Origin of the sequence: Salmonella sp. SAL04213, assembly GCF_046550535.1 — a bacterium.
Classification (GTDB): domain Bacteria; phylum Pseudomonadota; class Gammaproteobacteria; order Enterobacterales; family Enterobacteriaceae; genus Salmonella; species Salmonella enterica.
Genome location: NZ_JBGDXS010000001.1, coordinates 49,253 through 72,383, shown reverse-complemented (window position 1 = coordinate 72,383; position 23,131 = coordinate 49,253). Strand labels below are relative to the sequence as shown.

Genomic DNA, 23,131 nt, shown 5'->3' with positions numbered 1-23,131 from the left:
TGGAGAATTGCTTTATTAATAAGCGTTGCTGCGTTATAGTTCTGCATAATTTCTGCTATATCATGCTGTTGTATATTTCTCTTTCAACTCTGCGCAATTTATTCTTTTTTTCTTCACAATTGGCGAAAAAGTGTTTTTTATACTTTCATTGTTTTACCGTTGTTATGACTAATTGACGCTAAGACGGTTAAAGTTAATCACGACAACACGGCGCTGTTTTAAATATGCCGTAAAAATAACTGAAAGGAAGGATGGAAATATGCGTAAACTGACTGCTCTATTTGTTGCCTCTACCCTGGCGATGGGTGCTGCGAATCTGGCTCATGCCGCTGAGACTACCACCGCCGCGCCAACGGATGCGAAGCCAATGATGCAGCATAAAGGTAAATTTGGCCCACATCACGATATGATGTTTAAAAACCTGAACCTGACAGACGCGCAGAAGCAACAAATTCGCGACATTATGAAAGCGCAGCGCGAGCAAATGAAACGTCCGCCGCTGGAAGAGCGTCGCGCCATGCATGATATTATTGCCAGCGATACCTTCGATAAAGCCAAAGCCGAAGCGCAAATTACGAAAATGGAAGCGCAGCGCAAGGCCAATATGCTGGCGCATATGGAAACCCAGAATAAAATTTATAACGTTCTGACACCGGAGCAGAAAAAGCAATATAACGCTAATTTTGAGAAGCGTCTGACAGAACGCCCGGCGCAAGAAGGTAAAATGCCTGCTGCGGCAGAATAACTTTCCGCATAATTTAAGACCGCCGGTCTTGTCGACAACACAATCGTTGAGGTGGACAGGATCGGCGGTTTTCTTTATGACTGGCGACAGTCGGTGTGCAGTTCAATGATCTCATATTGACCTGACATTAGTGGCTTACAGAGAATTTTATAGCCATCCTGATCAAAGCCCGCAGGGGTGCGCACCAGGGTGGCGGCCTCATCCAGCGAGGGGACCGCCCCCAGCCATAACCAGTTGTTGATAATGTGGAACTGGGTCATTTGTGGGCGGCTCTCTTTTAACGCGATAGCGCCTTTCCAGGGCCAGCAAACCACACGTAACCGTTCCAGCGAGGCCTGCAGACGAAGAAAATGCGTCTGCGGGGTTTCTTGCCCACAACACGCGCCAGCGCAGCGCTTCAGAGCGAAACGAAAACAGGCGCGCCCACGGCTTACCGGTTCAAGCCCCAGCAGGCCATAACACAATTTTTGTTCATCGGCGAGGTTCTGCAAGCTTTGCAGCGCCGCCCGACGGTTGGCGAAGAGCCCAAACAGGTTCGGCTCATGGGAAAAATCGACGCTGCGGGCGGAAACGACCTCAATCTTTTGTTCGCTCAACTGTAGAGAGCAAAGCTGGCGATTACGCCGTAACCGTTTGTTAAACAGCGGCTGTTGTTCTTTGATCAGCCGCGCCTCCAGCAGCAACGCGCCCATTTCCCCAGCGGTGCAGATCCAGCTTATCCGCCGCGCCTGTCGCAGCATAGCGGCCTCGTCAGGCGTTCGCAGATGTGAGAGCACCCGGCTGCGAATATTCACGCTTTTACCGATATAAAGCGGCAGCGTATCGCTTTCGCTATGAAATATATAGACGCCCGGTAAGGCTGGCGCTTCGCTGAGGAAAGGACGTAAATGTTCTGGATATTCGTAAATGGCCGCCGCTTCAAACTCAAGGCGGGGGGCTGATTGACGCCGTACCACAGTGATCTCCGTTAACTGGTTATTCATCCAGTATAACAGCGGATGGGTGATTAAAAAAGAGGCTGGGAAGAGAGGAGGCCGGATAGACGAGCGATATCCGGCACAACAGTAGAAGTACGCTTACCTTTTCCAAAAGTCGTCGAATACCGTAATCGGTAAACGGCGCTTATGTTCAGTTTTTACATACCAGCCTTCGATAGTTTTAGCGATGGCGGGGTCCAGCGTTTTGCCTTCCAGGTAATCGTCAATATTGTCATACGTTACGCCCAGCGCGGCTTCATCAGGCAGTGAAGGGCGGTCGTCTTCCAAATCGGCGGTGGGGACTTTTTTATACAGATGCTCAGGACAGCCCAGCGCTGCGAGAAGCTGTTTGCCCTGGCGTTTGTTAAGGCGATGAAGCGGGTTAATATCGGTACCGCCGTCGCCATATTTGGTGAAGAACCCGGTTATCGCTTCCGCCGCATGGTCGGTGCCCACCACGACGCCATGAGTCATACCGGCGATGCTATATTGCGCTTTCATTCGCTCACGCGCTTTTTCATTGCCGCGAACAAAATCGCTCAGCTCAATTCCCGCTTCGCGCAGCGCCTGTTCGCTGGCGAGGACGGCGCCTTTAATATTGACGGTGAGTACTCTGTCCGGCTGAATAAAAGCAATGGCGTCCTGGCAATCCTGTTCATCGGCCTGCACGCCATAAGGCAGACGAACGGCGATAAACTGCAGCGCATTATCACCGGTCTCTTCCCGCAATTCGGCGATAGCCATCTGGCTGAGTTTCCCGGCCAGCGTCGAATCCTGCCCGCCGCTGATGCCTAACACCAGCGATTTCAAAAAGGGATAGGTTTTCAGGTACGCTTTAAGAAAATCCACGCTGCGGCGAATTTCTTCTTCAGGGTTGATATGCGGTTTCGCGCCAAGCGCCTGGATTATCTCTTGCTGCAGAGTCATTTAACCCCCTTCGACATTAAAAAAATGAATCTTTACCCTGTTAAAGCTAACCCTTCGCCGCTGAAACGACAAGGTTTGGCGGGCTAAGCGGTGTTTAAAACAACATATCGCTGCGTTAGAGAATTTTCCGAAAGACTTTTTGTCGCGAGGCGCGGCTTGAAAAATGTTCTGATGTATTCCAGGCTTACATAACACGCTGATAAACAAGAGGACGGAAAATGAACAAGAACGTAGCAGGAATTTTAAGCGCAGCGGCGGTAATGACTATGCTGGCAGGCTGTACGGCGTATGATCGTACAAAAGACCAATTTGTTGAGCCTGTCGTTAAAGATGTTAAAAAAGGAATGAGCAGGGCGCAAGTTGCGCAGATTGCGGGCAAACCGTCATCTGAAGTGAGCATGATTCATGCGCGCGGTACCTGTCAGACCTACATCCTGGGTCAACGTGATGGTAAAGCGGAAACCTACTTTGTTGCGCTGGATGATACCGGGCACGTGATTAACTCCGGCTATCAGACCTGTGCGGAGTACGACACTGACCCACAGGCGCCGAAGCAGTAACAACTGTACATTGCCTGAACATTCAAGGAAACCGGCCTGCGAGCCGGTTTTTTTGTGCCTGCCATAACCTTATTTATTATCGCGAATTATTTGCCCGAAATGTGAGGGGGGTCATAACGCCAGGTCAATGAGAGACAATTTAGTGGGTCAAGGAAATACCATCCGGCGGTCCGATCCCGTATACTCATTTCAGCCACCTAAAAAAGTAAATCCGGTTACGCAAGTCGCCCAGAGTATGGATGCAGGTTGAGGCTTGCGGCGTATCTGGTTGACAGATAATCGCACATGAGGAAGGTTTTTATGGAAAAGAAACACATTTATCTGTTTTGTTCTGCGGGCATGTCAACATCCTTACTGGTATCAAAAATGCGCGCTCAGGCTGAAAAATATGAAGTGCCGGTGATTATTGAAGCATTCCCTGAAACCCTGGCCGGTGAAAAAGGCCCGGCAGCGGACGTCGTGTTATTAGGCCCGCAAATTGCTTATATGCTCCCCGAAATTCAGCGTTTATTACCCGGTAAACCGGTAGAAGTCATTGATTCAATGTTGTACGGCAAGGTAGATGGCTTAGGCGTGCTTAAAGCTGCGGTAGCGGCAATTAAAAAAGCCGCCGCGAATTAATTATTTTTTAATTTTTCCCGTCAAAGAGTTATTTCATACACTAACCGCAATATTTTATTGCGGTATTTAAGGGTATTTTTCTATGAGTAACGTTATTGCTTCACTTGAAAAGGTACTCCTTCCTTTTGCTGTAAAAATAGGAAAGCAGCCACACGTTAATGCAATCAAGAACGGCTTTATTCGTTTAATGCCATTAACCCTTGCGGGGGCGATGTTTGTATTAATTAATAACGTTTTCCTGAGCTTTGGGGAGGGGTCGTTTTTTTATTCCATGGGCATTCGGCTTGATGCCTCAACCATTGAAACACTTAATGGATTGAAAGGCATCGGCGGGAACGTCTATAACGGCACATTGGGCATTATGTCGCTCATGGCGCCATTTTTTATCGGCATGGCGCTGGCGGAAGAGCGCAAGGTTGATGCGCTGGCCGCCGGACTGCTCTCCGTGGCGGCATTTATGACCGTAACGCCGTATAGTGTCGGCGAGGCCTATGCCGTAGGCGCTAACTGGCTGGGCGGCGCGAATATTATCTCCGGTATTATTATTGGCCTGGTGGTCGCGGAGATGTTTACATTTATTGTCCGGCGCAACTGGGTGATTAAACTACCGGACAGCGTACCGGCTTCGGTGTCTCGTTCATTCTCAGCATTAATTCCCGGCTTTATTATTCTCTCTATTATGGGGATTATTGCCTGGGCGCTGTCTAATTACGGTTCTAACTTCCATCAGATTATTATGGACACTATCTCTACGCCGCTGGCATCGCTGGGTAGCGTGGTAGGGTGGGCATATGTCATTTTTGTACCGCTGCTGTGGTTCTTTGGTATTCATGGTTCGCTGGCGCTGACCGCGCTGGACAGCGGCATCATGACGCCCTGGGCGCTGGAAAACATCTCTATTTACCAGCAGTATGGCTCCGTCGATGCGGCGCTGGAAGCCGGTAAAACGTTCCATATCTGGGCGAAACCGATGCTGGATTCTTATATCTTCCTCGGTGGTAGCGGCGCAACGCTGGGTCTGATCATCGCTATCTTCCTCGCATCCCGTCGCGCGGACTATCGCCAGGTGGCAAAACTGGCGCTGCCGTCAGGTATCTTCCAGATTAACGAACCCATCCTGTTTGGCCTGCCGATTATTATGAACCCGGTGATGTTTATCCCCTTCATTCTGGTTCAGCCGATTCTGGCGGCGATTACGCTGGTGGCTTACTATTTGGGTATTATTCCGCCGATTACCAATATTGCGCCGTGGACCATGCCAACCGGGTTGGGGGCGTTCTTTAACACCAACGGCAGCGTCGCCGCATTACTGGTTGCGCTATTTAACCTGGCGGTCGCTACCCTGATTTATCTCCCCTTCGTGGTGGTGGCTAACAAAGCGCAGAACGCCATTGAGCAGGAAGAAAGCGAAGAAGATATCGCTAACGCACTGAAATTCTAAACTCCGCGTCGGCATGGGATGCCATGCCGGGCTGAATCAGAGGAAAGACTATGTTTGATCTTGAAAATGTTGTAGATAACCAGACAGCGGCTGAGGAACTCGAAGAAGTCGTTATGGGGCTTATCATCAATTCTGGTCAGGCGCGCAGCCTGGCATATGGCGCGCTCAGAAAAGCGAAAGAAGGCGATTTTGAGGCGGCGAAAGCGATGATGGACCAGTCGCGCATAGCGCTCAATGAAGCGCATCTTGTGCAGACAAAACTCATCGAAGGCGATCAGGGCGAAGGCAAAATGAAAGTCAGTCTGGTCCTGGTTCACGCTCAGGATCATTTGATGACCTCAATGCTGGCTCGTGAACTGATCGCTGAGTTGATTGAGCTCCATGAGAAACTGAAATAACAGGGGGCGGATGATGCAGCTACAGGTTAACGCAACGGAAATCAAAACGGTTTATGAGCAGCAGCTCTTCAATGGCAAAAATTTCCATGTGTTTATCTATAACAAGACGGAAAGCGTCACCGGGCTGCATCAGCACGACTACTATGAATTTACCCTGGTATTAACCGGACGTTATTACCAGGAGATCAACGGGAAGCGTGTGCTGCTGGAACGTGGAGATTTTGTTTTTATCCCGGTGGGGTCGAATCACCAAAGTTTCTATGAGTTTGGCGCAACGCGTATTCTGAACGTAGGAATTAGTAAACGTTTTTTTGAACAGCATTATCTTCCGTTACTGCCGTTTTGTTTTGTGGCATCGCAGGTATACAGGGCGAATAGCACCTTCCTTACCTATATTGAAACGGTGATTGCGTCGTTGAATTTTCGCGGCAATGGGCTCGACGAATTTATCGAAGTGGTGACATTTTATATTATAAACCGCTTACGTCATTACCGCGAAGAGCAGGTTTATGATGATATTCCACAATGGCTGAAAGCAACCGTGGAGATAATGCATGATAAAACGCAGTTTGGCGAACATGCGCTGGAAAATATGGTGCGCCTGTCGGCAAAATCCCAGGAGTATCTGACGCGCGCCACCCGACGTTATTACAGCAAAACGCCGATGCAAATCATTAATGAGATTCGCATTAATTTTGCCAAGAAACAGTTGGAAATGACCAACTATTCGGTTACGGATATTGCTTATGAAGCCGGGTATAGCAGTCCAAGTCTGTTTATTAAAACGTTTAAGAAGATGACCTCATTTACGCCGAATAGTTATCGGAAGCGATTGACGGAAATTAATGAGTAACGGTTTGCATTGCTCGATTAATTACATTTCACGCTTGCCCCAATAGCGCGGGGAACGTCACGCTATTTCTTACGAGCGGGCATAGCGTAATACATATCAGTGTCATACACTGAAGGGAGATATTATGAGCCAGAAATTAAAAGTCGTCACTATTGGTGGCGGGAGCAGCTACACCCCTGAATTACTTGAAGGCTTTATTAAGCGCTACCATGAATTACCTGTCACCGAATTATGGCTGGTTGATGTTGAAGACGGGAAAGAGAAGCTGGACATTATTTATGATCTCTGCCAGCGAATGATTGATAAAGCAGGCGTTCCGCTAAAATTGTATAAAACGCTGGATCGCCGGGAAGCGCTGAAAGACGCTAATTTTGTCACTACCCAGCTACGCGTTGGTCAACTCAAAGCCCGTGAACTGGACGAGCGTATCCCGCTTAGCCACGGCTATCTGGGGCAAGAAACCAACGGCGCTGGCGGTTTATTTAAAGGGTTGCGTACCATTCCGGTTATTTTTGACATCATTAAGGATGTTGAAGAATTATGTCCGAATGCGTGGGTCATTAACTTTACTAACCCGGCGGGGATGGTGACGGAAGCGGTTTATCGTCATACCAACTTTAAAAAATTCATCGGCGTATGTAATATTCCTGTCGGCATGAAAATGTTTATTCATGACGTGCTGGTGCTGAATGAGAATGACGATCTTTCCATTGACCTGTTTGGTCTAAACCATATGGTCTTTATTAAAGATGTGCTGGTGAATGGCACCTCACGGTTCGCAGAATTACTGGATGGCGTGGCGTCCGGTCAGTTGAAAGCGTCAACCGTAAAAAATATCTTTGATCTGCCGTTTAGTGAAGGATTGATTCGCTCGCTGAACATGCTGCCGTGCTCTTATTTGTTGTATTACTTCAAGCAAAAAGAGATGTTGGCGATTGAAATGGGCGAATATTACAAAGGCGGCGCGCGCGCTCAGGTCGTACAAAAAGTGGAGAAACAACTCTTCGACTTGTACAAAAATCCTGAGCTAAACGTGAAGCCGAAAGAGCTTGAGCAACGCGGCGGCGCTTATTATTCCGATGCCGCTTGTGAAGTCATTAACGCTATTTATAATGACAAGCAGACTGAGCATTACGTTAATATTCCACATCATGGGCATGTCGAGAATATCCCGGCGGACTGGGCGGTGGAAATGACCTGCATTCTGGGACGCAATGGCGCGACGCCGCACCCGCGTATCACCCGTTTTGACGAAAAAGTGCTGGGGCTTATCCACACTATTAAAGGATTTGAGGTCGCGGCCAGCAATGCGGCGCTGAGCGGAAACTTTAATGATGTGCTGCTGGCGCTTAACCTGAGTCCGCTGGTGCATTCCGACCGCGACGCAGAAGTCCTGGCGCGTGAGCTCATCCTGGCGCATGAAAAATGGCTGCCTAATTTTGCCGCTTGCATCGAAGCGCTTAAAGGTAAGCACCACTGACAGAGGTAGGCTATGGAACGCGTGTTGATTGTGAATGCCGATGATTTTGGCCTGAGTAAAGGGCAAAATTACGGCATTGTTGAAGCATATCGCAACGGCGTTGTGACCTCCACGACGGCGCTGGTCAATGGCGAGGCTATTGACCATGCGGCGCAGCTTAGCCGCGAGCTGCCTGCGCTTGGGGTGGGAATGCATTTTGTTTTGACGTTAGGCAAACCGGTGTCAGAGATGCCGGGCCTGACGCGAGACGGCCTGTTGGGGAAATGGATCTGGCAAATGGCGGAGGAGGATACGCTTCCGCTGGATGAAATTGCGCATGAACTGGCGTGTCAGTATCAGCGTTTCATCGACGTATTTGGCCGCGAGCCAACGCATCTCGACAGTCACCATCATGTGCATATGTTCCCGCAAATTTTCCCCATCGTCGCCCGTTTTGCGGCGCAGCGCGGGATTGCGTTACGTATTGACCGCCAGACGGTGTTGAACGCCGACGATCTGCCGTCGGATTTGCGCAGCACTCAAGGATTTAGCAGTGAATTTTACGGCGAGGAGATCACCGAAGCGTGCTTTTTACGCATTCTGGATGCCTCGACGCATCGAGGAGAAACCTCTCTGGAGGTGATGTGTCATCCGGCGTTTGTGGACAACATTATTCGCCAGAGCGCCTATTGTTACCCCCGCTTAACTGAACTGGAGGTATTGACGTCTGCGTCACTCAAGGCAGCGATTGCGGAACGTGGATATCGTCCTGGCAGTTTTCTTGATATTTAGCTCCTGAGTTTGCGGCGCAAGAATGCGCCGCATTTTTTGCCGTTTATGCAGGAATCGCGTTAATTTTCCCCGCACGCGACCAGACACGGTGTGCCGCCATCAGCGTCAGCAGAGTGTCCATAAAGTGGTGGTCAACGTTATCTGCCTCAACAAGTCCTTCTTCCCCCTGGCTATCAATGTTTAAAAGCGCCTTAAACCGTCGGGCGTCGCCTGCCAGTGCGATGGGCTTCAGATGTTTGTAGGCCTCCAGAAGGTAGTAGCGGGCATCGCCGCAACTCTCGATATCGGCAATATTGCCGCACGGTACTATTACCGCATCGACCGTTAGCGACGGCGCGCCGGCAAAGGTTGCCGCAATAGTTAATGTTGAACCGTCATCAGCCGTTACTTCACCCATCCGTGAATAGAGCAGTTTTGCGTGGACGCCTTTGGCTTTTAAAGCCTGCAAAATGGTCAACAGTTCGGCGGCGTTAACCTTGTCGTTTAGCAGAATAGCGACCACGCGACCTTTAACATCGCCGTCCGGCACCGCATACAGGCTGAGCGCCGGATCTTTTTTCAGACCGTTGACATCAGGAGGCGGGGCAATTTGCGTTTGCTCATGGGTGAGTGCAAAACCGAGATTATGCGCGACGCCCTGAGCCAGCGTGACATCAATATGCGCTAACTGATCGACCACCCGCTCCCGAATATACGCGCGGGCGACTTTACCCAGCTCAAAGCTGAACGCGTCAATAATATGCTGCTGCTCTATCGGCGTCTGACTGAGCCAGAACAGGCGAGGATGCGAGTAATATTCACCGAAAGAGGGGCTGCGTTCGCGGATTTTATTGCCATCCACCCGTTCCTGGTATGATTCGAAGCCGCCGCGTTTTGGCGCTGGCGGCGTTTCGCGCGGCCAGTTGTCATTAATGGAGTTCGGTTCATAGTTCGCCGGATTGGTGTCGATATCCATCCGGTGCATACCGTCACGCTGGAAGTTATGGTAGGGGCAGGTAGGGCGGTTAATCGGAATTTCGTGGAAGTTTGGCCCGCCCAGACGACTGATTTGCGTGTCGGTATAAGAGAACAGACGCCCCTGTAACAGCGGATCGTTGGTAAAATCAATGCCGGGAACAATATGTCCTGGATGAAATGCCGCCTGTTCGTTTTCAGCGAAAAAGTTATCCGGATTACGGTTTAACACCATTTTGCCGACGCGTTGTACTGGCACCAACTCTTCCGGAATCAGTTTGGTCGGATCGAGCAGATCAAAATCGAATTTAAATTCATCCTCTTCGGCAATGAGTTGTAGGCCCAGCTCGTATTCCGGAAAATCGCCCGCTTCGATGGCCTCCCACAGATCCCGGCGGTGAAAATCCGGATCGCGACCGGTCAGTTTTTGTGACTCATCCCACACCAGCGAGGCTTTACCTGCCAACGGTTTCCAGTGGAAACGGACAAAGGTCGCTTTCCCTTGTGCATTGATCAGACGGAAGGTGTGAATGCCGAACCCTTCCATCGTCCGATAACTCCGTGGAATACCGCGATCCGACATTGCCCACATGACGTTGTGCAGCGTCTCAGGCTGTAAGGAAACATAGTCCCAGAAGGTGTCGTGCGCGCTCTGTCCTTGCGGAATAGCCCAATGTGGTTCGGGCTTAACGGCGTGCACAAAATCCGGAAACTTATGCGCATCCTGGATAAAAAAGATCGGCGTGTTATTACCGACGAGATCGAAAATTCCCTCTTCGGTATAAAATTTGGTCGCAAAACCGCGGATATCACGTACGGTATCAGCAGACCCCGCGCCGCCCTGTACTGTCGAAAAGCGAACAAAGACCGGGGTAATTTTCTGTGGATCGCACAGAAACGCGGCTTTCGTGATGTCGCTCAGGTCTTTATATGGCTGAAAATAGCCGTGCGCTGCTGATCCGCGGGCGTGAACGATCCTCTCCGGGATACGCTCATGGTCAAAGTGGGTAATTTTCTCGCGCAGGATAAAATCTTCCAACAGCGTAGGGCCACGGCTGCCGGCGCGAAGAGAATTTTGATCGTCGGCGATGCGCACGCCCTGATTGGTGGTCAGCGCATAATTTTCGCTGCCTTTACGAAAGGCGTTGAGGGCAGTGAGCTTATCATTCGCGGTCTCGGGCGCTTTTAAGCTGCCGGGGGCCGTTGGTTGCGCGCCCGGCGGCGTCGGTTCTGGCGTGGGGCGATGTGAACCGTCTGACGGTGCCAGGGAGTCCAGGCCGGGCTGTGATTCACGGGTATCATGCACGGGGGACTGATGGGGGGATTTCTCATTATGCGACATTGAACTCGTCTCCTGCTTTCATCACTGAAATGGGCGTGGTAGTAGTCAAAATCACTCTAACTATAGAACATTTCAGCAATTATGCCGGGGGAGAGCGGAACGGCAGACAAGGCTCAATAGGGAAATCGCACGCGCGGAACAGGACGTCGGGGGCGAAGATCGGCTAAAATAGTGTTTTTCTGATTTTTAGCCTTAGCCTCTTTTAGTGAAGCATTAATGATGAAACCTCTTCGCCAGCAAAATCGCCAGATTATTAGCTATATTCCGCGTGTTGAACCCGCGCCGCCGGAACATGCGATAAAAATGGATACGTTTCGCGACGTCTGGATACTGCGCGGTAAATATGTTGCCTTTGTTCTGACGGGGGAGTCATTTCAACGGTCGCCCGCCTTTAGCGTGCCAGAATCGGCGCAGCGTTGGGCGAATCAGGTTCGCCAGGAAAACGAAATCGCTGACTAAGAAAAAAACAAAACGCCGGTACTGGAGACCGGCGTTTTTAGTGACAGACATTTTGAGTTGCCGATCGTCGTGTCTCAGACGATGTGAACTCCCGATAATGTATTATCGATGCGCCAGTTCAGCGTCTTCTTCGCTATCGAGAATGGTTTTATCGGTCTGCTTCAGCCACTGGCTGGTCAGCGTACCCGCGGTCATTGAGCCACTCACGTTCAGTGCGGTACGGCCCATATCAATCAACGGTTCGACGGAGATTAACAGCGCGACCAGCGTGACCGGTAAGCCCATGGCAGGCAGCACAATCAGCGCGGCGAAGGTCGCGCCGCCGCCAACGCCGGCAACACCCGCCGAACTTACGGTAACGATACCCACCAGCGTGGCTATCCATACGGGGTCTAAGGGGTTGATGCCGACCGTCGGCGCAACCATTACCGCTAACATTGCAGGATAAAGACCGGCACAACCGTTTTGGCCGATGGTCGCGCCAAAAGAGGCAGCAAAGCTGGCGATGGACTCCGGCACGCCCAGGCGGCGGGTTTGCGCTTCGACATTAAGTGGAATGGAGGCGGCGCTGGAGCGGCTGGTAAAGGCAAATGTCAGCACCGGCCACACCTTGCGGAAATATTTCAGCGGGCTAATCCCGTTCACGCCCAATAGTATGCCGTGAACCACAAACATTATCGCCAGACCAAGATATGACGCTACCACGAAGCTTCCAAGCTTAATGATGTCCTGCAAATTAGAGCCGGCAACCACTTTCGTCATCAGCGCCAGTACGCCGTAAGGCGTAAGTTGCATCACCAGACGCACCAGCTTCATCACCCAGCTTTGCAGGGTATCGATAGCAACAAGCACACGCTCGCCTTTTGGCGCATCATCTTTCAGCAGTTTAAGCGCGGCCACGCCCAGGAATGCGGCGAAAATCACCACGCTGATAATAGACGTAGGATTTGCGCCAGTCAGATCCGCAAACGGATTTTTCGGTACAAAAGACAGCACCAGTTGCGGCACGCTGAGATCGGCCACTTTGCCGACATAGCTCGTCTCAATGGCATTCAGACGCGCGGTTTCCGCGCCGCCCTGAACCAGACCTTCCGCCGTCAGTCCGAACAGATTGGTGACCAGCACGCCCACCAGCGCTGCGATAAGGGTAGTAAACAGCAGCGTGCCGATAGTCAGAAAACTGATTTTCCCCAATTGAGAGGCGTTATGCAGTCGTGCCACGGCGCTTAAAATAGAGGCGAATACCAGCGGCATCACAATCATTTGTAGCAATTGCACATAGCCGTTGCCGACAATATTGAACCACTGAATGGAGTCTTTTAACACCTGACTGTCAGCGCCATAAATGGTGTGCAGGGCCAGACCAAAGATCACGCCCATCACAAGGCCGACAAGCACTTTTTTAGCCAGACTCCACTGTTTATGACGGGCCTGCGCCAGTACAAACAGCAGAATGACGAACACCGCAATGTTCGCAATTAATGGAAAATTCATCCCCGTTCTCCTGATTTTTTTATTATGAAGCGCTGTGTTTTAGCGATTCTGTTCGCGCAAGATTAGCAGAACTGTGAGCTGGCTCTTATATTCAAATGGAATGGTTTATACCAAAAATGACTTTGGTGTTGATTTACTAATCAATCTGGTGATTTATAAAACGATTGAACTGCATTTGCAGGATAGTGATCATCTGCGAAGACCAGCGTATGACGTTGTTTTCCGGCATGGACTGCGGCATCCACACCGCCCAGGCAAACAACGCCATACATAAAAATCGCTCCAGTTGATTGCCTTTGCGCGGCGCCAGAATAGGCAGGCGGAAACGCCAGCGGCACGGCCACAGTAAGGGAACGCCTGCGGGGGTGAGCATATCCGCGACGATATGGCTTAAATAGCCAAGTACCATGCCTTGCAGCGCATCCGCCGGGATAATCCACGTATCAGGTACCTTGAGATAAAAGGTCGCCAGTAGGGCAAAGACCGCCAGCAGACTATGGGTAAACCCCCGGTGACCGAACGCGCGGGCGATCGGTTTCGATACCCATTTCAGGCGCTGACCAAGAAAAGATTTGGGGTGGTCGATATCCGGCAGCAGACAGGTCAAAATAGCCGAAGGAATAATATGCCACCAGTCGCCGTGTGCAAGGACGGGCGTTAACTCGGCATTCTTGGCGAAAACCGCGCTGGCTATAGAAAAAAGAAGATGTCCTTCCGCCGTCATGATAAAACCCATTAAACTGTCAATTCATACAGTATAGGGTTTTTATACAGTAGGCGGAAGTGGTGACGTTGTAACTCTTTGTCTCTGTCAAAGCCGCTTGCCGTCTGGCTCAGCGGCTAATTGCCCGTTGACTTTGTTTCGGAAACATCTTAACCGAGTAGATGCGCCGCCGTCAGCTCTGTCAGTGAGTTAAGTTTGACATTCGCCAGCGCAAAGCGCGGATCATGCTGGTTTTCTTCTGCTGGCACCACAATGGCGCGCATTCGCGCCGCCTTTGCCGCGATTAGACCATTCACCGAATCCTCCAGCGCCACGCAGGTTAATGGATCAACGCCTAATTTGGCCGCACAATCCAGATAGACCTGCGGATGCGGTTTGCTGTAGGGCAATTTTTCCGCAGAGGCCAGCGCGTCAAAACTGTCGCGCAGCCCAAACATGGTGAGCACTTTTTCCAGCATATGCAGCGGCGATGCCGAGGCAAGCCCCACTAATAGCCCCTGCGCTTTACACAGTGCCACGGCCTCGCGCACACCCGGCAAAAGAGGGCGCGTCTCTTCGATAAGCGTAATCGCGCGGGCAATAACACGGTTTGTCACTTCCTGGCGATCGGGGCCGCTCCACGGTTGCTGCGCAAACCAGAGATCGACAACCATATCAATGCGTAGCCCAAGCGTGTCTGGTAACTCATGGCGCCGAGTAATATCTACGCCTAAACTTGCCATCACGTCCAGTTCAGCTCGATCCCAGAGCGGTTCGGAATCGATCAGTAGTCCATCCATATCGAAAATTGCAGCAAGAATTTGACGTGGGGTTGACATCACAACCTCTCCTGTTGAGATTAAAAAATAACGAATTAAGCGTTCATTATGACCATGTTCTTAGTATATCGCCCTTAAAGATCAGGCGAAAACGGGAATCAACAGGTAGACTTAGGCCAAAACGACGCGTCTTTATCAAGGGGAACTCATGACGTATCAACAAGCTGGACGCATTGCAATCCTAAAAAGAGTTGTAGGGTGGGTTATTTTTATTCCGGCACTGCTTTCCACGCTCATCTCAGTCCTTAAATTTATGTATGCGCACAGTGAAAAGCAGGAGGGGATAAATGCGGTAATGCTGGATTTTACCCACGTAATGATAGACATGATGCGCGTGAATACGCCGTTTCTGAATGTTTTTTGGTACAACTCGCCGACGCCGAATTTTCAGGGAAGCCTGAATATCGGTTTCTGGCTCATTTTTATTCTGATTTTTGTCGGGCTGGCGATGCAGGATTCCGGCGCCAGAATGAGCCGCCAGTCACGTTTTTTGCGTGAAGGCGTGGAAGATCAGTTGATTCTGGAAAAAGCAAAAGGCGCGGAAGGGCTAACGCGTGAGCAGATAGAGTCACGTATCGTGGTGCCGCACCATACCATCTTTTTACAGTTTTTCCCGCTCTATATTTTGCCGGTTATTATTATCGTGCTCGGCTACTTTTTCTTTTCCTTGTTAGGCTTCATGTAAACTGAAAAATGCCGGATAGCCCGTATCCGGCATGGGCTGTACCTATACCGCAAGCAGCCGATCCATCGCTTTTTGCGCAGTAGCCAGGTGCTGACCGCCAAACAGCCTTGCCCGATTAAGCAGGGTGTAGAGCTGGTAAATCGGCTGCCTGTCGAGAAAATCCAGCGGTAGCGGCGAAACGGACTGATAGCCATCATAAATCTGCGGTGGCTGATCGGTATGCAGCGGCAGCATCGCCAGATCGCATTCTCTGTCGCCCCAATAGCAGGCTGGATCGAAGATATAGGGGCCGTCAGGGCCAAGCGCGCAGTTCGCCGACCATAGATCGCCATGCAAAAGAGAAGGCTGCGGTTGATGCGACGCCAGACGTTGCTGAACATGTTCAACAATGGCGTCAATATTACCAAAGGTAATGCCTTTTTCCGCGGCGAGTTCAAGTTGCCAGCCAATGCGCTGTTCGGCGAAAAAAGTCGACCAACGGCGTTGCCAGGTATTCGGCTGCGGCGTGGTAGAGAGCGCGTTGTCAAAATCGAGGCCGAATTGAGGTTGGTCGCTCCATTGGTGCAGGCGCGCCAGCTGTTGCCCAAGAATAAACGCATTATGGGCATCCAGCGGGCGGGGCGAGAGGTAGTCCATGACTAAAAAGCTGTAATCCCGATCCGAACCTACCGCCCATACCTTAGGCACAACAACGGTTTTACTGCGGGAGAGCAGCTCCAGCTGATCGGCTTCTGCGGTAAAACCGCGAAGCATTTCTCGTTCATCGCACTTCACGAAAAAATCATGGCCTGCATAACGTAAATGCCATGCGGCATGAACTTCTCCGCCTGGCAGTTCATTACGCAGTTCGATTTCGCCTTCACCGACTTGCTCGCTTAAAAGACGACTGATAGCTTGCCACATAATGTCTCTCCCCACGTTGTCTGCCAGATCATAAGGTTAGCGCAAAAATGCGGTTGAAAAATACGAACTAACGCACATCGCGGACGCGCCGCGGCGGGAATGGCACTTATTGTGCGTTTTTACTCCACGCCTCCCAGGTCGCCACGGTAATGTCGACATCCTTATCTAACGCGCTTTTCGCAAGTCCGGCGACAAGCGCTTTGATTTCATCAGCGCTCTGAGCGCTAACAAAGCCAAACGTATTGGTGCCGAGCTCATGCACATTCCCTTCATCGTCCGTTAATGTCAGCAAAAAACCGCTGCGCGTCAGATGATTATTGAGTTCGTTAATCTCGGTCAGGGAATCTTCATGGAAGGTTACGGTAATAACATAACGGGTAATATCGCCACTGGCCATCGTTCACCTCGTTGGGAGCAACTGTGTTTTTAACAGCGGCGGATGCGCCGCCCGTTAACCGATTTTCCGGTATCCCCCTCGGCGAGGGGGAAACGATTATTGCGCGGAAAGATAGGCGTATATTTTTTGGGTATCGTCACGGGAACACAGACGCGTACCTTGATTGAGCGTAGCAGCGCTGCCTGCCGCCACACCGAAGCGCACCATCTCTTCCAGCGACGCGTCTTGCGCCAGTTTTAACGTCATCGCGCCTACCATACTGTCGCCTGCGCCAACAGTACTTTGACTTTTCACCGGGGGAGGAACAACCTGGATGCAATTCTCACTGTCTATGCCCAGCGCCCCTTGCGGCCCCAGAGAAACCACTACCCGGCGAGCCTTGCCGCTTTGCACTAATTCCTGGGCCGCTTTACGCACATCATCAGGCTGCGTCAGATCGCGATTAACCAAGGCGCTCAATTCTTTCAGGTTAGGTTTCACCAGTTCGATATCGCCAAGCGCCAGCGCGGCGGTGAGCGCGTCGCCAGAGCTATCAATAATGCAGCGAATGCCTTGCTTCTGCGCGGCGGAAATCAGTTGCGTGAGTTTCTCGACCTTAACGCCGGGCGGAAGGCTGCCGCTGATAACCAGAATTGCCCCGGATTCAATTTCCAGTACCTGTTCTTCAAGCTGGCGAAATTCGTCATCGTCCAGCGTGGCGCCGGGCATAACAAAACGATACTGTTCGCCGCTGGACTCGACGTGGACGTGCAGGTTCTGACGCGTCCAGTCTTTCGCATCGACGGTAGACACGGGGACATTTTCGTCAGCCAGTAGTGCGACCAGATGTTCGCCGGTAGCGCCGCCAGCCGGGAAAATTGCGGTCGCGGTGCCGCCAAGATGCGCAATGGCGCGAGCGACATTAATACCCCCGCCGCCGGGTTCGAATACTGGCGCGGAGCACCGCAGTTTACCTTCGGGATAAATTTGCGGCGTGATTGTTGCGCTATCGAGAGAGGGCGCAAGCGTCAACGTATAGATACGTACCATCGTTACCTCCTGTTAGGCTGATTTCAGTCTGGCACTTAATCCCCGGAAAGTGAAGGAATTAACAATATGATTTTCCGGATCTTTATTTAAAGAAGTACGATGTAAAGTTATATAAATAAATGAATGCTTCGGGAGGGTTCTTATTCAAAAAATGAAATAGTAATTGATTGCTATGTTATTCGGGGCTTCTTATAATTCGCTACCTTTCCAGGGGCGTTTGTCATTGATCCCTATGAAAGTTTCCGGGACCGTCGTGGTCTCTTTTTTAGTTGTACGGACTCTATATAAATGAAGCTTTTGAAGGCAGTACCCGCTGTAGTTATGCTGGCGGGTGGCGTGTTCGCGTCTCTGTATGCCGCCGCCGATGATTCCGTTTTTACTGTCATGGATGATCCCTCCACCGCGAAAAAACCTTTTGAAGGTAATCTGAATGCGGGCTACCTTGCTCAGTCAGGCAATACTAAAAGTTCTTCCTTAACGGCTGACACGGCGATGACCTGGTATGGACAACGTACCGCCTGGTCATTATGGGGCAATGCCAGCAATACCTCCTCTAATGATGAACGCTCTTCAGAAAAATATGCGGTAGGCGCGCGTAACCGTTTTAATATGACGGATTATGATTATACCTTTGGCCAGGCCAGTTGGCTGACAGACCGTTTCAACGGTTATCGTCAGCGCGACGTACTGACCGCCGGTTACGGGCGGCAGTTCCTTAATGGTCCAGTGCACAGCTTCCGTTTTGAATTCGGTCCAGGGGTTCGCTATGACGAACATACGGACGATACCACTGAAACGCAGCCGTTGGGTTATGCTTCCGGCAGCTATGCCTGGCAGTTAACTGACAATGCTAAGTTTACACAGGGGGTGTCAGTATTTGGCGCAGAAGACACCACACTAAATTCGGAAACAGCCCTCAATGTCGCCATTAACGAACATTTTGGTCTAAAGGTGGGGTATAATTTAACGTGGAACTCGCAGCCGCCTGAATCAGCGCCGGAACATACCGATCGCCGCACTACGGTAACGCTGGGCTATAAGATGTAATATTGCGCCGGGTTACGTTACGTAACCCGGTTATTCCGTGGTGACGCCTCAGAAGAAGAAGGTGATGTCGCCGTTGATATAAGAATAGTCGTCTCCGGTGCGAAATTCCGACGTGACTTTGTTTAAAGAAAGAGAAAATGCGACGGGAGAATAGCCGATGGTGGCACCGACGCGATATTCATCCACGGTTTTATTAATATCCACCGTTTCCATTTTTGTTTGCAGCGTTTTCCCCTGTAACGTGTAGTTTTTATCAACTTCCCTGCGCTCAACGCCAGCAAATACTTTATAGATCAATCCCTCTTTTTGAGTGTGTATTAACCCTCGGCGGGACAGTAACCCAAACCCATTATCAGAGTTGAAGGTCTTATCATTTCCCAGCGCAACGGTTGCGCCGTACCCCAAATACTGGAAGAGATTGCCGCCGACAGCAGAGACTTCTGGATAGAGGCCCACATTGACACCCAGAATATCAATAGCTGGCGTAAGGGAGACCATTCCTTTTGCCGTGTAACCATAACGGTTTTCAATTTGATCCTGCCAGGCAGGGTATTTTTCTGCGCCTATTATTCGATGCGCCCGATTCTGAACCTCCTGACCGCCTGCGTCAGGACCAATAACGCCGATATCGGTACCTAAACGATAACGTAACCAATTGGTGGCTAATGAATTCCACTCCAGTCCGGTATGAAGAAAGGCGCTGAACGCGCGGTCGCCTTTGACGGCTTCAGGCTTTCTCTTATTGGCGCCTGATGGAGAATAAATATCTTGCGCGATATGAAAAGAGAGTTGACTGGCGTCAGTGAGATCGTGGCTGTAGCCTAAAAAGAGCCCGGCAGTATAATCACCCCGGTCTGCAGCCTTGTGCCCATAAAGGGCATTTAAGGATGGTTGAAATATACCTGCATCATCATTCGCCACTGAAATAGCAAGGCTACTGGCATTGGCCATTGTGGTCGTACTGAGTATGGCGGCAATCATCGTTGCGCAATAGCTGTATTTGTTCACTTTTTACCCGTGAATATGAAAGTGAATACTCTTATTTTTACAAAGTAATAAGCACAGCAGCATGATGCGCAGTGCCTATTAAACCTTTAAATATAACTAAACTCCTGCCAGCAGCGAGTCATTGAGAGGATACGTTGCCTTAATGTTGAAAAATGGTGTTAAAAAACATGCGCCAGATATTATTGAATATCCATTTTTCATTCGCTATCTGAGTGCGAGAAATTATTGGCTTCACGATTATGCATATAATACGATGTTTTTTGGTATCAACATGAATATCATGTTGTATTCTTTTGAGCTCATTTTCTTTGATGGCTTCGATGTTTATCTGTTATTAATTTTTACCGTGATAGTGTTGTCTTTAATGATGAGCGCATCTAACGGCTGGCAGGGTAATATAACCAAATTATTGCCATCTGAATTATTAGGGCAGTTATTATTAAGGAAGAAAAAATGAATAAAACCATTAATCTGCTAAAATTACTGCCCGTAGTATTATTAAGCGCATGTACTACATCGTATCCTCCCCAGGATACAACATCGGCACCCGAGTTACCCCATCGTAACGTACTCGTTCAACAACCTGATAACTGTAGCGTTGGCTGTCCTCAAGGAGGAAGTCAACAAACAATCTATCGCCATGTCTATACGCTCAATAATAATAGCGCCACGAAATTTGCCAACTGGGTTGCCTATAGCGTGACAAAGACCAGCCAGGCAAGCGGTCGCCCGCGGAACTGGGCGCAGGACCCCGATTTACCGCCCTCGGATACGTTGGCCCCTTCGGCCTATAAAAATGCCCATACGCTATTAAAAGTCGACAGGGGACACCAGGCGCCGTTGGCAGGATTGGGCGGCGTTTCGGACTGGCCGTCGTTAAATTATTTATCGAATATTACGCCGCAGAAATCCGCCCTGAACCAGGGAGCATGGGCTGCACTGGAAAACCGGGTGCGCGAACTTGCCAAACAGGCTGATGTATCTGTAGTGCACGTAGTGACCGGCCCCCTTTTTGAGCGGCATATCGCCACATTGCCAGAAGATGCGACGGTAGAAATTCCCAGCGGGTACTGGAAGGTTTTATTCACCGGAACGGCGCCGTCAAAAAGTGAAGGAAATTACGCTGCGTTTATTATGGATCAGAATACGCCCCGTTCGGCGAATTTTTGCGACTATCAGGTTACCGTGGAGGCTATCGAACATAAAACGAAGCCAGTGCTGACGCTGTGGTCTGCCTTGCCTGAAGCGGTAGCCAGCGAGGTGAAAACGACAAAGGGGAGTTTGGCGCAGAAGTTAGGTTGTCGATGAGAAGCGCTATACGGCGCGTAGAAAGATAATGGAGAAACCCTGTCAAGGGTCTTGATTTGCTACAGAGTGATGCAATCTCCCTTTTTTTAGTGTTACCATCGTCATGCCGGACGAAAATAGCGATTTTCGTCTGTGTCGAAGGTTGTGCGCCAATTTAGCAATGGTTGGCTAGATGGATACACAACTCACTGTCAATAAATTCATTTTCTCTTTGTATGTGATCTTGCGTATGGGTCACCACTGCAAATAAGGATATTACATGCCTGTTATTACTCTTCCTGATGGCAGCCAACGCCATTATGACCACCCTGTAAGCCCGATGGATGTTGCTCTGGACATTGGTCCTGGCCTGGCGAAAGCCACCATTGCGGGCCGTGTGAATGGCGAGCTGGTTGATGCTTCCGATCTGATTGAAAATGATGCGACGCTTTCCATCATCACCGCAAAAGATGAAGAGGGTCTGGAGATCATTCGTCACTCTTGCGCGCATCTGTTAGGTCACGCTATCAAGCAACTTTGGCCGCACACGAAAATGGCGATCGGCCCGGTTGTCGACAACGGTTTTTACTATGACGTTGATCTTGACCGCACGCTAACTCAGGAAGATGTCGAAGCGCTCGAAAAGCGGATGCATGAGCTCGCCGAGAAAAATTACGACGTTATCAAGAAGAAAGTCAGCTGGCACGAAGCGCGTGAAACCTTCGTGAAGCGTGGTGAAAGCTACAAAGTCGCTATTCTTGATGAAAATATCGCCCATGATGATAAGCCAGGCTTGTACCATCATGAAGAATATGTCGACATGTGTCGTGGTCCGCACGTGCCGAATATGCGTTTCTGCCATCACTTTAAACTAATGAAAACTGCCGGCGCATACTGGCGCGGTGACAGCAATAATAAGATGCTGCAGCGTATTTACGGTACGGCATGGGCAGATAAAAAAGCTCTGAACGCTTATCTGCAGCGCCTGGAAGAGGCCGCAAAACGCGACCATCGTAAAATTGGTAAGCAGCTCGACCTGTATCATATGCAGGAAGAAGCGCCGGGCATGGTGTTCTGGCATAACGACGGCTGGACTATCTTCCGCGAGCTGGAGGTCTTTGTTCGTTCTAAACTCAAAGAGTACCAGTATCAAGAAGTTAAAGGCCCGTTCATGATGGACCGTGTGCTGTGGGAAAAAACCGGGCACTGGGACAACTATAAAGATGCGATGTTCACCACATCCTCAGAAAACCGCGAATATTGCATCAAGCCGATGAACTGCCCGGGCCACGTTCAGATCTTTAACCAGGGTCTGAAATCCTATCGTGATTTGCCGCTGCGTATGGCGGAATTCGGTAGCTGCCACCGTAACGAGCCATCAGGCGCGCTGCATGGTCTGATGCGCGTACGCGGCTTTACGCAGGATGATGCGCATATCTTCTGCACCGAAGAGCAGATCCGCGATGAAGTTAACGCTTGTATTCGTATGGTCTACGATATGTACAGCACCTTTGGCTTCGAGAAGATCGTCGTCAAGCTTTCCACTCGTCCTGATAAGCGTATCGGCAGCGATGAGATGTGGGATCGTGCTGAGGCGGATCTGGCGGTTGCGCTGGAAGAAAATAATATCCCGTTTGAGTATCAACTGGGTGAAGGCGCATTCTACGGTCCGAAAATTGAATTTACCTTATATGACTGCCTCGATCGTGCATGGCAGTGCGGTACAGTACAGCTGGACTTCTCCTTACCGTCTCGTCTGAGCGCCTCCTATGTAGGCGAAGACAACGAGCGTAAGGTGCCGGTAATGATTCACCGTGCGATTCTTGGGTCGATGGAACGCTTCATCGGTATCCTGACCGAAGAGTTCGCTGGTTTCTTCCCGACATGGCTCGCGCCTGTTCAGGTAGTCGTGATGAATATTACCGATTCGCAGTCTGAATACGTTAACGAATTGACGCAGAAACTACAAAATGCGGGCATTCGTGTAAAAGCAGACTTGAGAAATGAGAAGATTGGCTTTAAAATCCGCGAGCACACTTTACGTCGTGTCCCTTATATGTTGGTCTGTGGTGATAAAGAGGTGGAAGCAGGCAAAGTTGCCGTTCGCACCCGCCGCGGTAAAGACCTGGGCAGTCTGGACGTAAATGACGTGATTGAGAAGCTGCAACAAGAGATTCGCAGCCGCAGTCTTCAACAACTGGAGGAATAAAG

Annotated in this window: 24 protein-coding genes; 14 read left to right on the top strand and 10 right to left on the bottom strand. The window is 50.3% G+C overall.

Annotated elements, in window-relative coordinates:
* The first annotated feature begins 259 nt into the window (after window positions 1–259).
* On the top strand, window positions 260–745 hold the full coding sequence (spy, locus tag ACLJPQ_RS00365) for an ATP-independent periplasmic protein-refolding chaperone Spy (RefSeq protein ID WP_080184911.1): 486 nt from the start codon (window positions 260–262) through the stop codon (window positions 743–745).
* Window positions 746–819: 74 nt separating this feature from the next.
* Here the strand turns inward: spy and cho are convergent, their stop codons facing one another.
* Entirely contained in the window at window positions 820–1,701 is an 882-nt protein-coding gene (cho, locus tag ACLJPQ_RS00360; RefSeq protein ID WP_197403522.1) for an excinuclease Cho, read from the bottom strand.
* A 120-nt stretch (window positions 1,702–1,821) separates the two neighbouring features.
* The gene (gene nadE / locus ACLJPQ_RS00355; protein ID WP_000174981.1) at window positions 1,822–2,649 is read right to left on the bottom strand and encodes an ammonia-dependent NAD(+) synthetase; all 828 of its coding nucleotides are present in this window, start codon (window positions 2,647–2,649) and stop codon (window positions 1,822–1,824) included.
* A 218-nt stretch (window positions 2,650–2,867) separates the two neighbouring features.
* Here nadE and osmE point away from each other — a divergent pair, with 218 nt between their 5' ends.
* From osmE to chbG, 7 genes are all read left to right on the top strand, one after another.
* Window positions 2,868–3,209: an osmotically-inducible lipoprotein OsmE gene (gene osmE, locus ACLJPQ_RS00350; protein WP_001039301.1), complete on the top strand. Its 342-nt coding sequence runs from the start codon at window positions 2,868–2,870 to the stop codon at window positions 3,207–3,209.
* Between the two features lie 300 nt (window positions 3,210–3,509).
* Complete coding sequence (chbB, locus tag ACLJPQ_RS00345) at window positions 3,510–3,830, top strand: PTS N,N'-diacetylchitobiose transporter subunit IIB (protein WP_000412161.1); 321 nt, start codon at window positions 3,510–3,512, stop codon at window positions 3,828–3,830.
* A gap of 82 nt (window positions 3,831–3,912) precedes the next feature.
* Window positions 3,913–5,271, top strand: a complete 1,359-nt coding sequence (gene chbC / locus ACLJPQ_RS00340) for a PTS N,N'-diacetylchitobiose transporter subunit IIC (protein ID WP_000073063.1) — start codon at window positions 3,913–3,915, stop codon at window positions 5,269–5,271.
* Window positions 5,272–5,321: 50 nt separating this feature from the next.
* Window positions 5,322–5,669: a PTS N,N'-diacetylchitobiose transporter subunit IIA gene (chbA, locus tag ACLJPQ_RS00335; protein WP_000459883.1), complete on the top strand. Its 348-nt coding sequence runs from the start codon at window positions 5,322–5,324 to the stop codon at window positions 5,667–5,669.
* A gap of 10 nt (window positions 5,670–5,679) precedes the next feature.
* On the top strand, window positions 5,680–6,522 hold the full coding sequence (gene chbR, locus ACLJPQ_RS00330; RefSeq protein WP_000983393.1) for a transcriptional regulator ChbR: 843 nt from the start codon (window positions 5,680–5,682) through the stop codon (window positions 6,520–6,522).
* A gap of 124 nt (window positions 6,523–6,646) precedes the next feature.
* Entirely contained in the window at window positions 6,647–8,002 is a 1,356-nt protein-coding gene (locus ACLJPQ_RS00325; RefSeq protein ID WP_080184913.1) for a 6-phospho-beta-glucosidase, read from the top strand.
* A gap of 12 nt (window positions 8,003–8,014) precedes the next feature.
* Complete coding sequence (chbG, locus tag ACLJPQ_RS00320; protein WP_000442735.1) at window positions 8,015–8,773, top strand: chitin disaccharide deacetylase; 759 nt, start codon at window positions 8,015–8,017, stop codon at window positions 8,771–8,773.
* Window positions 8,774–8,816: 43 nt separating this feature from the next.
* Here chbG and katE read toward each other — a convergent pair whose 3' ends face one another.
* Window positions 8,817–11,069, bottom strand: coding sequence for a catalase HPII (gene katE, locus ACLJPQ_RS00315; RefSeq protein ID WP_080184914.1), 2,253 nt, complete (start codon window positions 11,067–11,069; stop codon window positions 8,817–8,819).
* A gap of 216 nt (window positions 11,070–11,285) precedes the next feature.
* On the opposite strand from katE, the gene cedA reads away from it, so the two are divergent.
* The gene (gene cedA / locus ACLJPQ_RS00310) at window positions 11,286–11,528 is read left to right on the top strand and encodes a cell division activator CedA (protein ID WP_000977510.1); all 243 of its coding nucleotides are present in this window, start codon (window positions 11,286–11,288) and stop codon (window positions 11,526–11,528) included.
* A 102-nt stretch (window positions 11,529–11,630) separates the two neighbouring features.
* Here cedA and tcyP read toward each other — a convergent pair whose 3' ends face one another.
* The 3 genes from tcyP to hxpB all read right to left on the bottom strand — a co-directional run bounded on the left by tcyP (window position 11,631) and on the right by hxpB (window position 14,564).
* Window positions 11,631–13,022, bottom strand: coding sequence for a cystine/sulfocysteine:cation symporter (gene tcyP / locus ACLJPQ_RS00305; RefSeq protein WP_001010654.1), 1,392 nt, complete (start codon window positions 13,020–13,022; stop codon window positions 11,631–11,633).
* A gap of 136 nt (window positions 13,023–13,158) precedes the next feature.
* Complete coding sequence (locus tag ACLJPQ_RS00300; protein WP_000505804.1) at window positions 13,159–13,758, bottom strand: metal-dependent hydrolase; 600 nt, start codon at window positions 13,756–13,758, stop codon at window positions 13,159–13,161.
* A 137-nt stretch (window positions 13,759–13,895) separates the two neighbouring features.
* Window positions 13,896–14,564, bottom strand: coding sequence for a hexitol phosphatase HxpB (gene hxpB, locus ACLJPQ_RS00295; protein ID WP_076932756.1), 669 nt, complete (start codon window positions 14,562–14,564; stop codon window positions 13,896–13,898).
* Window positions 14,565–14,712: 148 nt separating this feature from the next.
* Here hxpB and ACLJPQ_RS00290 point away from each other — a divergent pair, with 148 nt between their 5' ends.
* Entirely contained in the window at window positions 14,713–15,249 is a 537-nt protein-coding gene (locus tag ACLJPQ_RS00290) for a YniB family protein (protein WP_000222158.1), read from the top strand.
* A 42-nt stretch (window positions 15,250–15,291) separates the two neighbouring features.
* Here the strand turns inward: ACLJPQ_RS00290 and ACLJPQ_RS00285 are convergent, their stop codons facing one another.
* The 3 genes from ACLJPQ_RS00285 to pfkB all read right to left on the bottom strand — a co-directional run bounded on the left by ACLJPQ_RS00285 (window position 15,292) and on the right by pfkB (window position 17,578).
* Window positions 15,292–16,152, bottom strand: coding sequence for a fructosamine kinase family protein (locus ACLJPQ_RS00285; RefSeq protein ID WP_000267686.1), 861 nt, complete (start codon window positions 16,150–16,152; stop codon window positions 15,292–15,294).
* A 106-nt stretch (window positions 16,153–16,258) separates the two neighbouring features.
* Window positions 16,259–16,549 (bottom strand): type V toxin-antitoxin system endoribonuclease antitoxin GhoS, encoded by a 291-nt coding sequence (gene ghoS / locus ACLJPQ_RS00280; RefSeq protein ID WP_000146133.1) that lies wholly within the window; start codon window positions 16,547–16,549, stop codon window positions 16,259–16,261.
* 96 nt (window positions 16,550–16,645) lie between these two features.
* A complete protein-coding gene (gene pfkB, locus ACLJPQ_RS00275) occupies window positions 16,646–17,578 on the bottom strand; it encodes a 6-phosphofructokinase II (protein ID WP_000251707.1) in 933 nt (310 codons plus the stop codon).
* Window positions 17,579–17,866: 288 nt separating this feature from the next.
* Here pfkB and ACLJPQ_RS00270 point away from each other — a divergent pair, with 288 nt between their 5' ends.
* Complete coding sequence (locus ACLJPQ_RS00270; protein WP_000770981.1) at window positions 17,867–18,625, top strand: YdiY family protein; 759 nt, start codon at window positions 17,867–17,869, stop codon at window positions 18,623–18,625.
* A gap of 48 nt (window positions 18,626–18,673) precedes the next feature.
* Here ACLJPQ_RS00270 and ACLJPQ_RS00265 read toward each other — a convergent pair whose 3' ends face one another.
* Entirely contained in the window at window positions 18,674–19,633 is a 960-nt protein-coding gene (locus ACLJPQ_RS00265; protein WP_023206639.1) for a lipid A deacylase LpxR family protein, read from the bottom strand.
* 142 nt (window positions 19,634–19,775) lie between these two features.
* On the opposite strand from ACLJPQ_RS00265, the gene ACLJPQ_RS00260 reads away from it, so the two are divergent.
* The 3 genes from ACLJPQ_RS00260 to thrS all read left to right on the top strand — a co-directional run bounded on the left by ACLJPQ_RS00260 (window position 19,776) and on the right by thrS (window position 23,129).
* Window positions 19,776–20,090, top strand: a complete 315-nt coding sequence (locus ACLJPQ_RS00260) for a hypothetical protein (RefSeq protein ID WP_000916613.1) — start codon at window positions 19,776–19,778, stop codon at window positions 20,088–20,090.
* Window positions 20,087–20,941: a DNA/RNA non-specific endonuclease gene (locus ACLJPQ_RS00255; RefSeq protein WP_001044093.1), complete on the top strand. Its 855-nt coding sequence runs from the start codon at window positions 20,087–20,089 to the stop codon at window positions 20,939–20,941. Before ACLJPQ_RS00260 ends, ACLJPQ_RS00255 begins: the two co-directional genes overlap by 4 nt.
* 259 nt (window positions 20,942–21,200) lie before the next feature.
* A complete protein-coding gene (gene thrS, locus ACLJPQ_RS00250; protein WP_001144224.1) occupies window positions 21,201–23,129 on the top strand; it encodes a threonine--tRNA ligase in 1,929 nt (642 codons plus the stop codon).
* The last annotated feature ends 2 nt before the right edge of the window (window positions 23,130–23,131 follow it).

What these genes read in the sequence shown, in the direction of transcription:
- spy (WP_080184911.1), top strand. Translation starts at nt 260, where the DNA reads ATGCGTAAACTGACTGCTCTATTTGTTGCCTCTACCCTGGCGATGGGT.
- nadE (WP_000174981.1), bottom strand. Translation starts at nt 2,649, where the DNA reads ATGACTCTGCAGCAAGAGATAATCCAGGCGCTTGGCGCGAAACCGCAT.
- osmE (WP_001039301.1), top strand. Translation starts at nt 2,868, where the DNA reads ATGAACAAGAACGTAGCAGGAATTTTAAGCGCAGCGGCGGTAATGACT.
- chbB (WP_000412161.1), top strand. Translation starts at nt 3,510, where the DNA reads ATGGAAAAGAAACACATTTATCTGTTTTGTTCTGCGGGCATGTCAACA.
- chbC (WP_000073063.1), top strand. Translation starts at nt 3,913, where the DNA reads ATGAGTAACGTTATTGCTTCACTTGAAAAGGTACTCCTTCCTTTTGCT.
- chbA (WP_000459883.1), top strand. Translation starts at nt 5,322, where the DNA reads ATGTTTGATCTTGAAAATGTTGTAGATAACCAGACAGCGGCTGAGGAA.
- chbR (WP_000983393.1), top strand. Translation starts at nt 5,680, where the DNA reads ATGATGCAGCTACAGGTTAACGCAACGGAAATCAAAACGGTTTATGAG.
- ACLJPQ_RS00325 (WP_080184913.1), top strand. Translation starts at nt 6,647, where the DNA reads ATGAGCCAGAAATTAAAAGTCGTCACTATTGGTGGCGGGAGCAGCTAC.
- chbG (WP_000442735.1), top strand. Translation starts at nt 8,015, where the DNA reads ATGGAACGCGTGTTGATTGTGAATGCCGATGATTTTGGCCTGAGTAAA.
- katE (WP_080184914.1), bottom strand. Translation starts at nt 11,069, where the DNA reads ATGTCGCATAATGAGAAATCCCCCCATCAGTCCCCCGTGCATGATACC.
- cedA (WP_000977510.1), top strand. Translation starts at nt 11,286, where the DNA reads ATGATGAAACCTCTTCGCCAGCAAAATCGCCAGATTATTAGCTATATT.
- tcyP (WP_001010654.1), bottom strand. Translation starts at nt 13,022, where the DNA reads ATGAATTTTCCATTAATTGCGAACATTGCGGTGTTCGTCATTCTGCTG.
- ACLJPQ_RS00300 (WP_000505804.1), bottom strand. Translation starts at nt 13,758, where the DNA reads ATGGGTTTTATCATGACGGCGGAAGGACATCTTCTTTTTTCTATAGCC.
- hxpB (WP_076932756.1), bottom strand. Translation starts at nt 14,564, where the DNA reads ATGTCAACCCCACGTCAAATTCTTGCTGCAATTTTCGATATGGATGGA.
- ACLJPQ_RS00290 (WP_000222158.1), top strand. Translation starts at nt 14,713, where the DNA reads ATGACGTATCAACAAGCTGGACGCATTGCAATCCTAAAAAGAGTTGTA.
- ACLJPQ_RS00285 (WP_000267686.1), bottom strand. Translation starts at nt 16,152, where the DNA reads ATGTGGCAAGCTATCAGTCGTCTTTTAAGCGAGCAAGTCGGTGAAGGC.
- ghoS (WP_000146133.1), bottom strand. Translation starts at nt 16,549, where the DNA reads ATGGCCAGTGGCGATATTACCCGTTATGTTATTACCGTAACCTTCCAT.
- pfkB (WP_000251707.1), bottom strand. Translation starts at nt 17,578, where the DNA reads ATGGTACGTATCTATACGTTGACGCTTGCGCCCTCTCTCGATAGCGCA.
- ACLJPQ_RS00270 (WP_000770981.1), top strand. Translation starts at nt 17,867, where the DNA reads ATGAAGCTTTTGAAGGCAGTACCCGCTGTAGTTATGCTGGCGGGTGGC.
- ACLJPQ_RS00260 (WP_000916613.1), top strand. Translation starts at nt 19,776, where the DNA reads ATGTTGAAAAATGGTGTTAAAAAACATGCGCCAGATATTATTGAATAT.
- ACLJPQ_RS00255 (WP_001044093.1), top strand. Translation starts at nt 20,087, where the DNA reads ATGAATAAAACCATTAATCTGCTAAAATTACTGCCCGTAGTATTATTA.
- thrS (WP_001144224.1), top strand. Translation starts at nt 21,201, where the DNA reads ATGCCTGTTATTACTCTTCCTGATGGCAGCCAACGCCATTATGACCAC.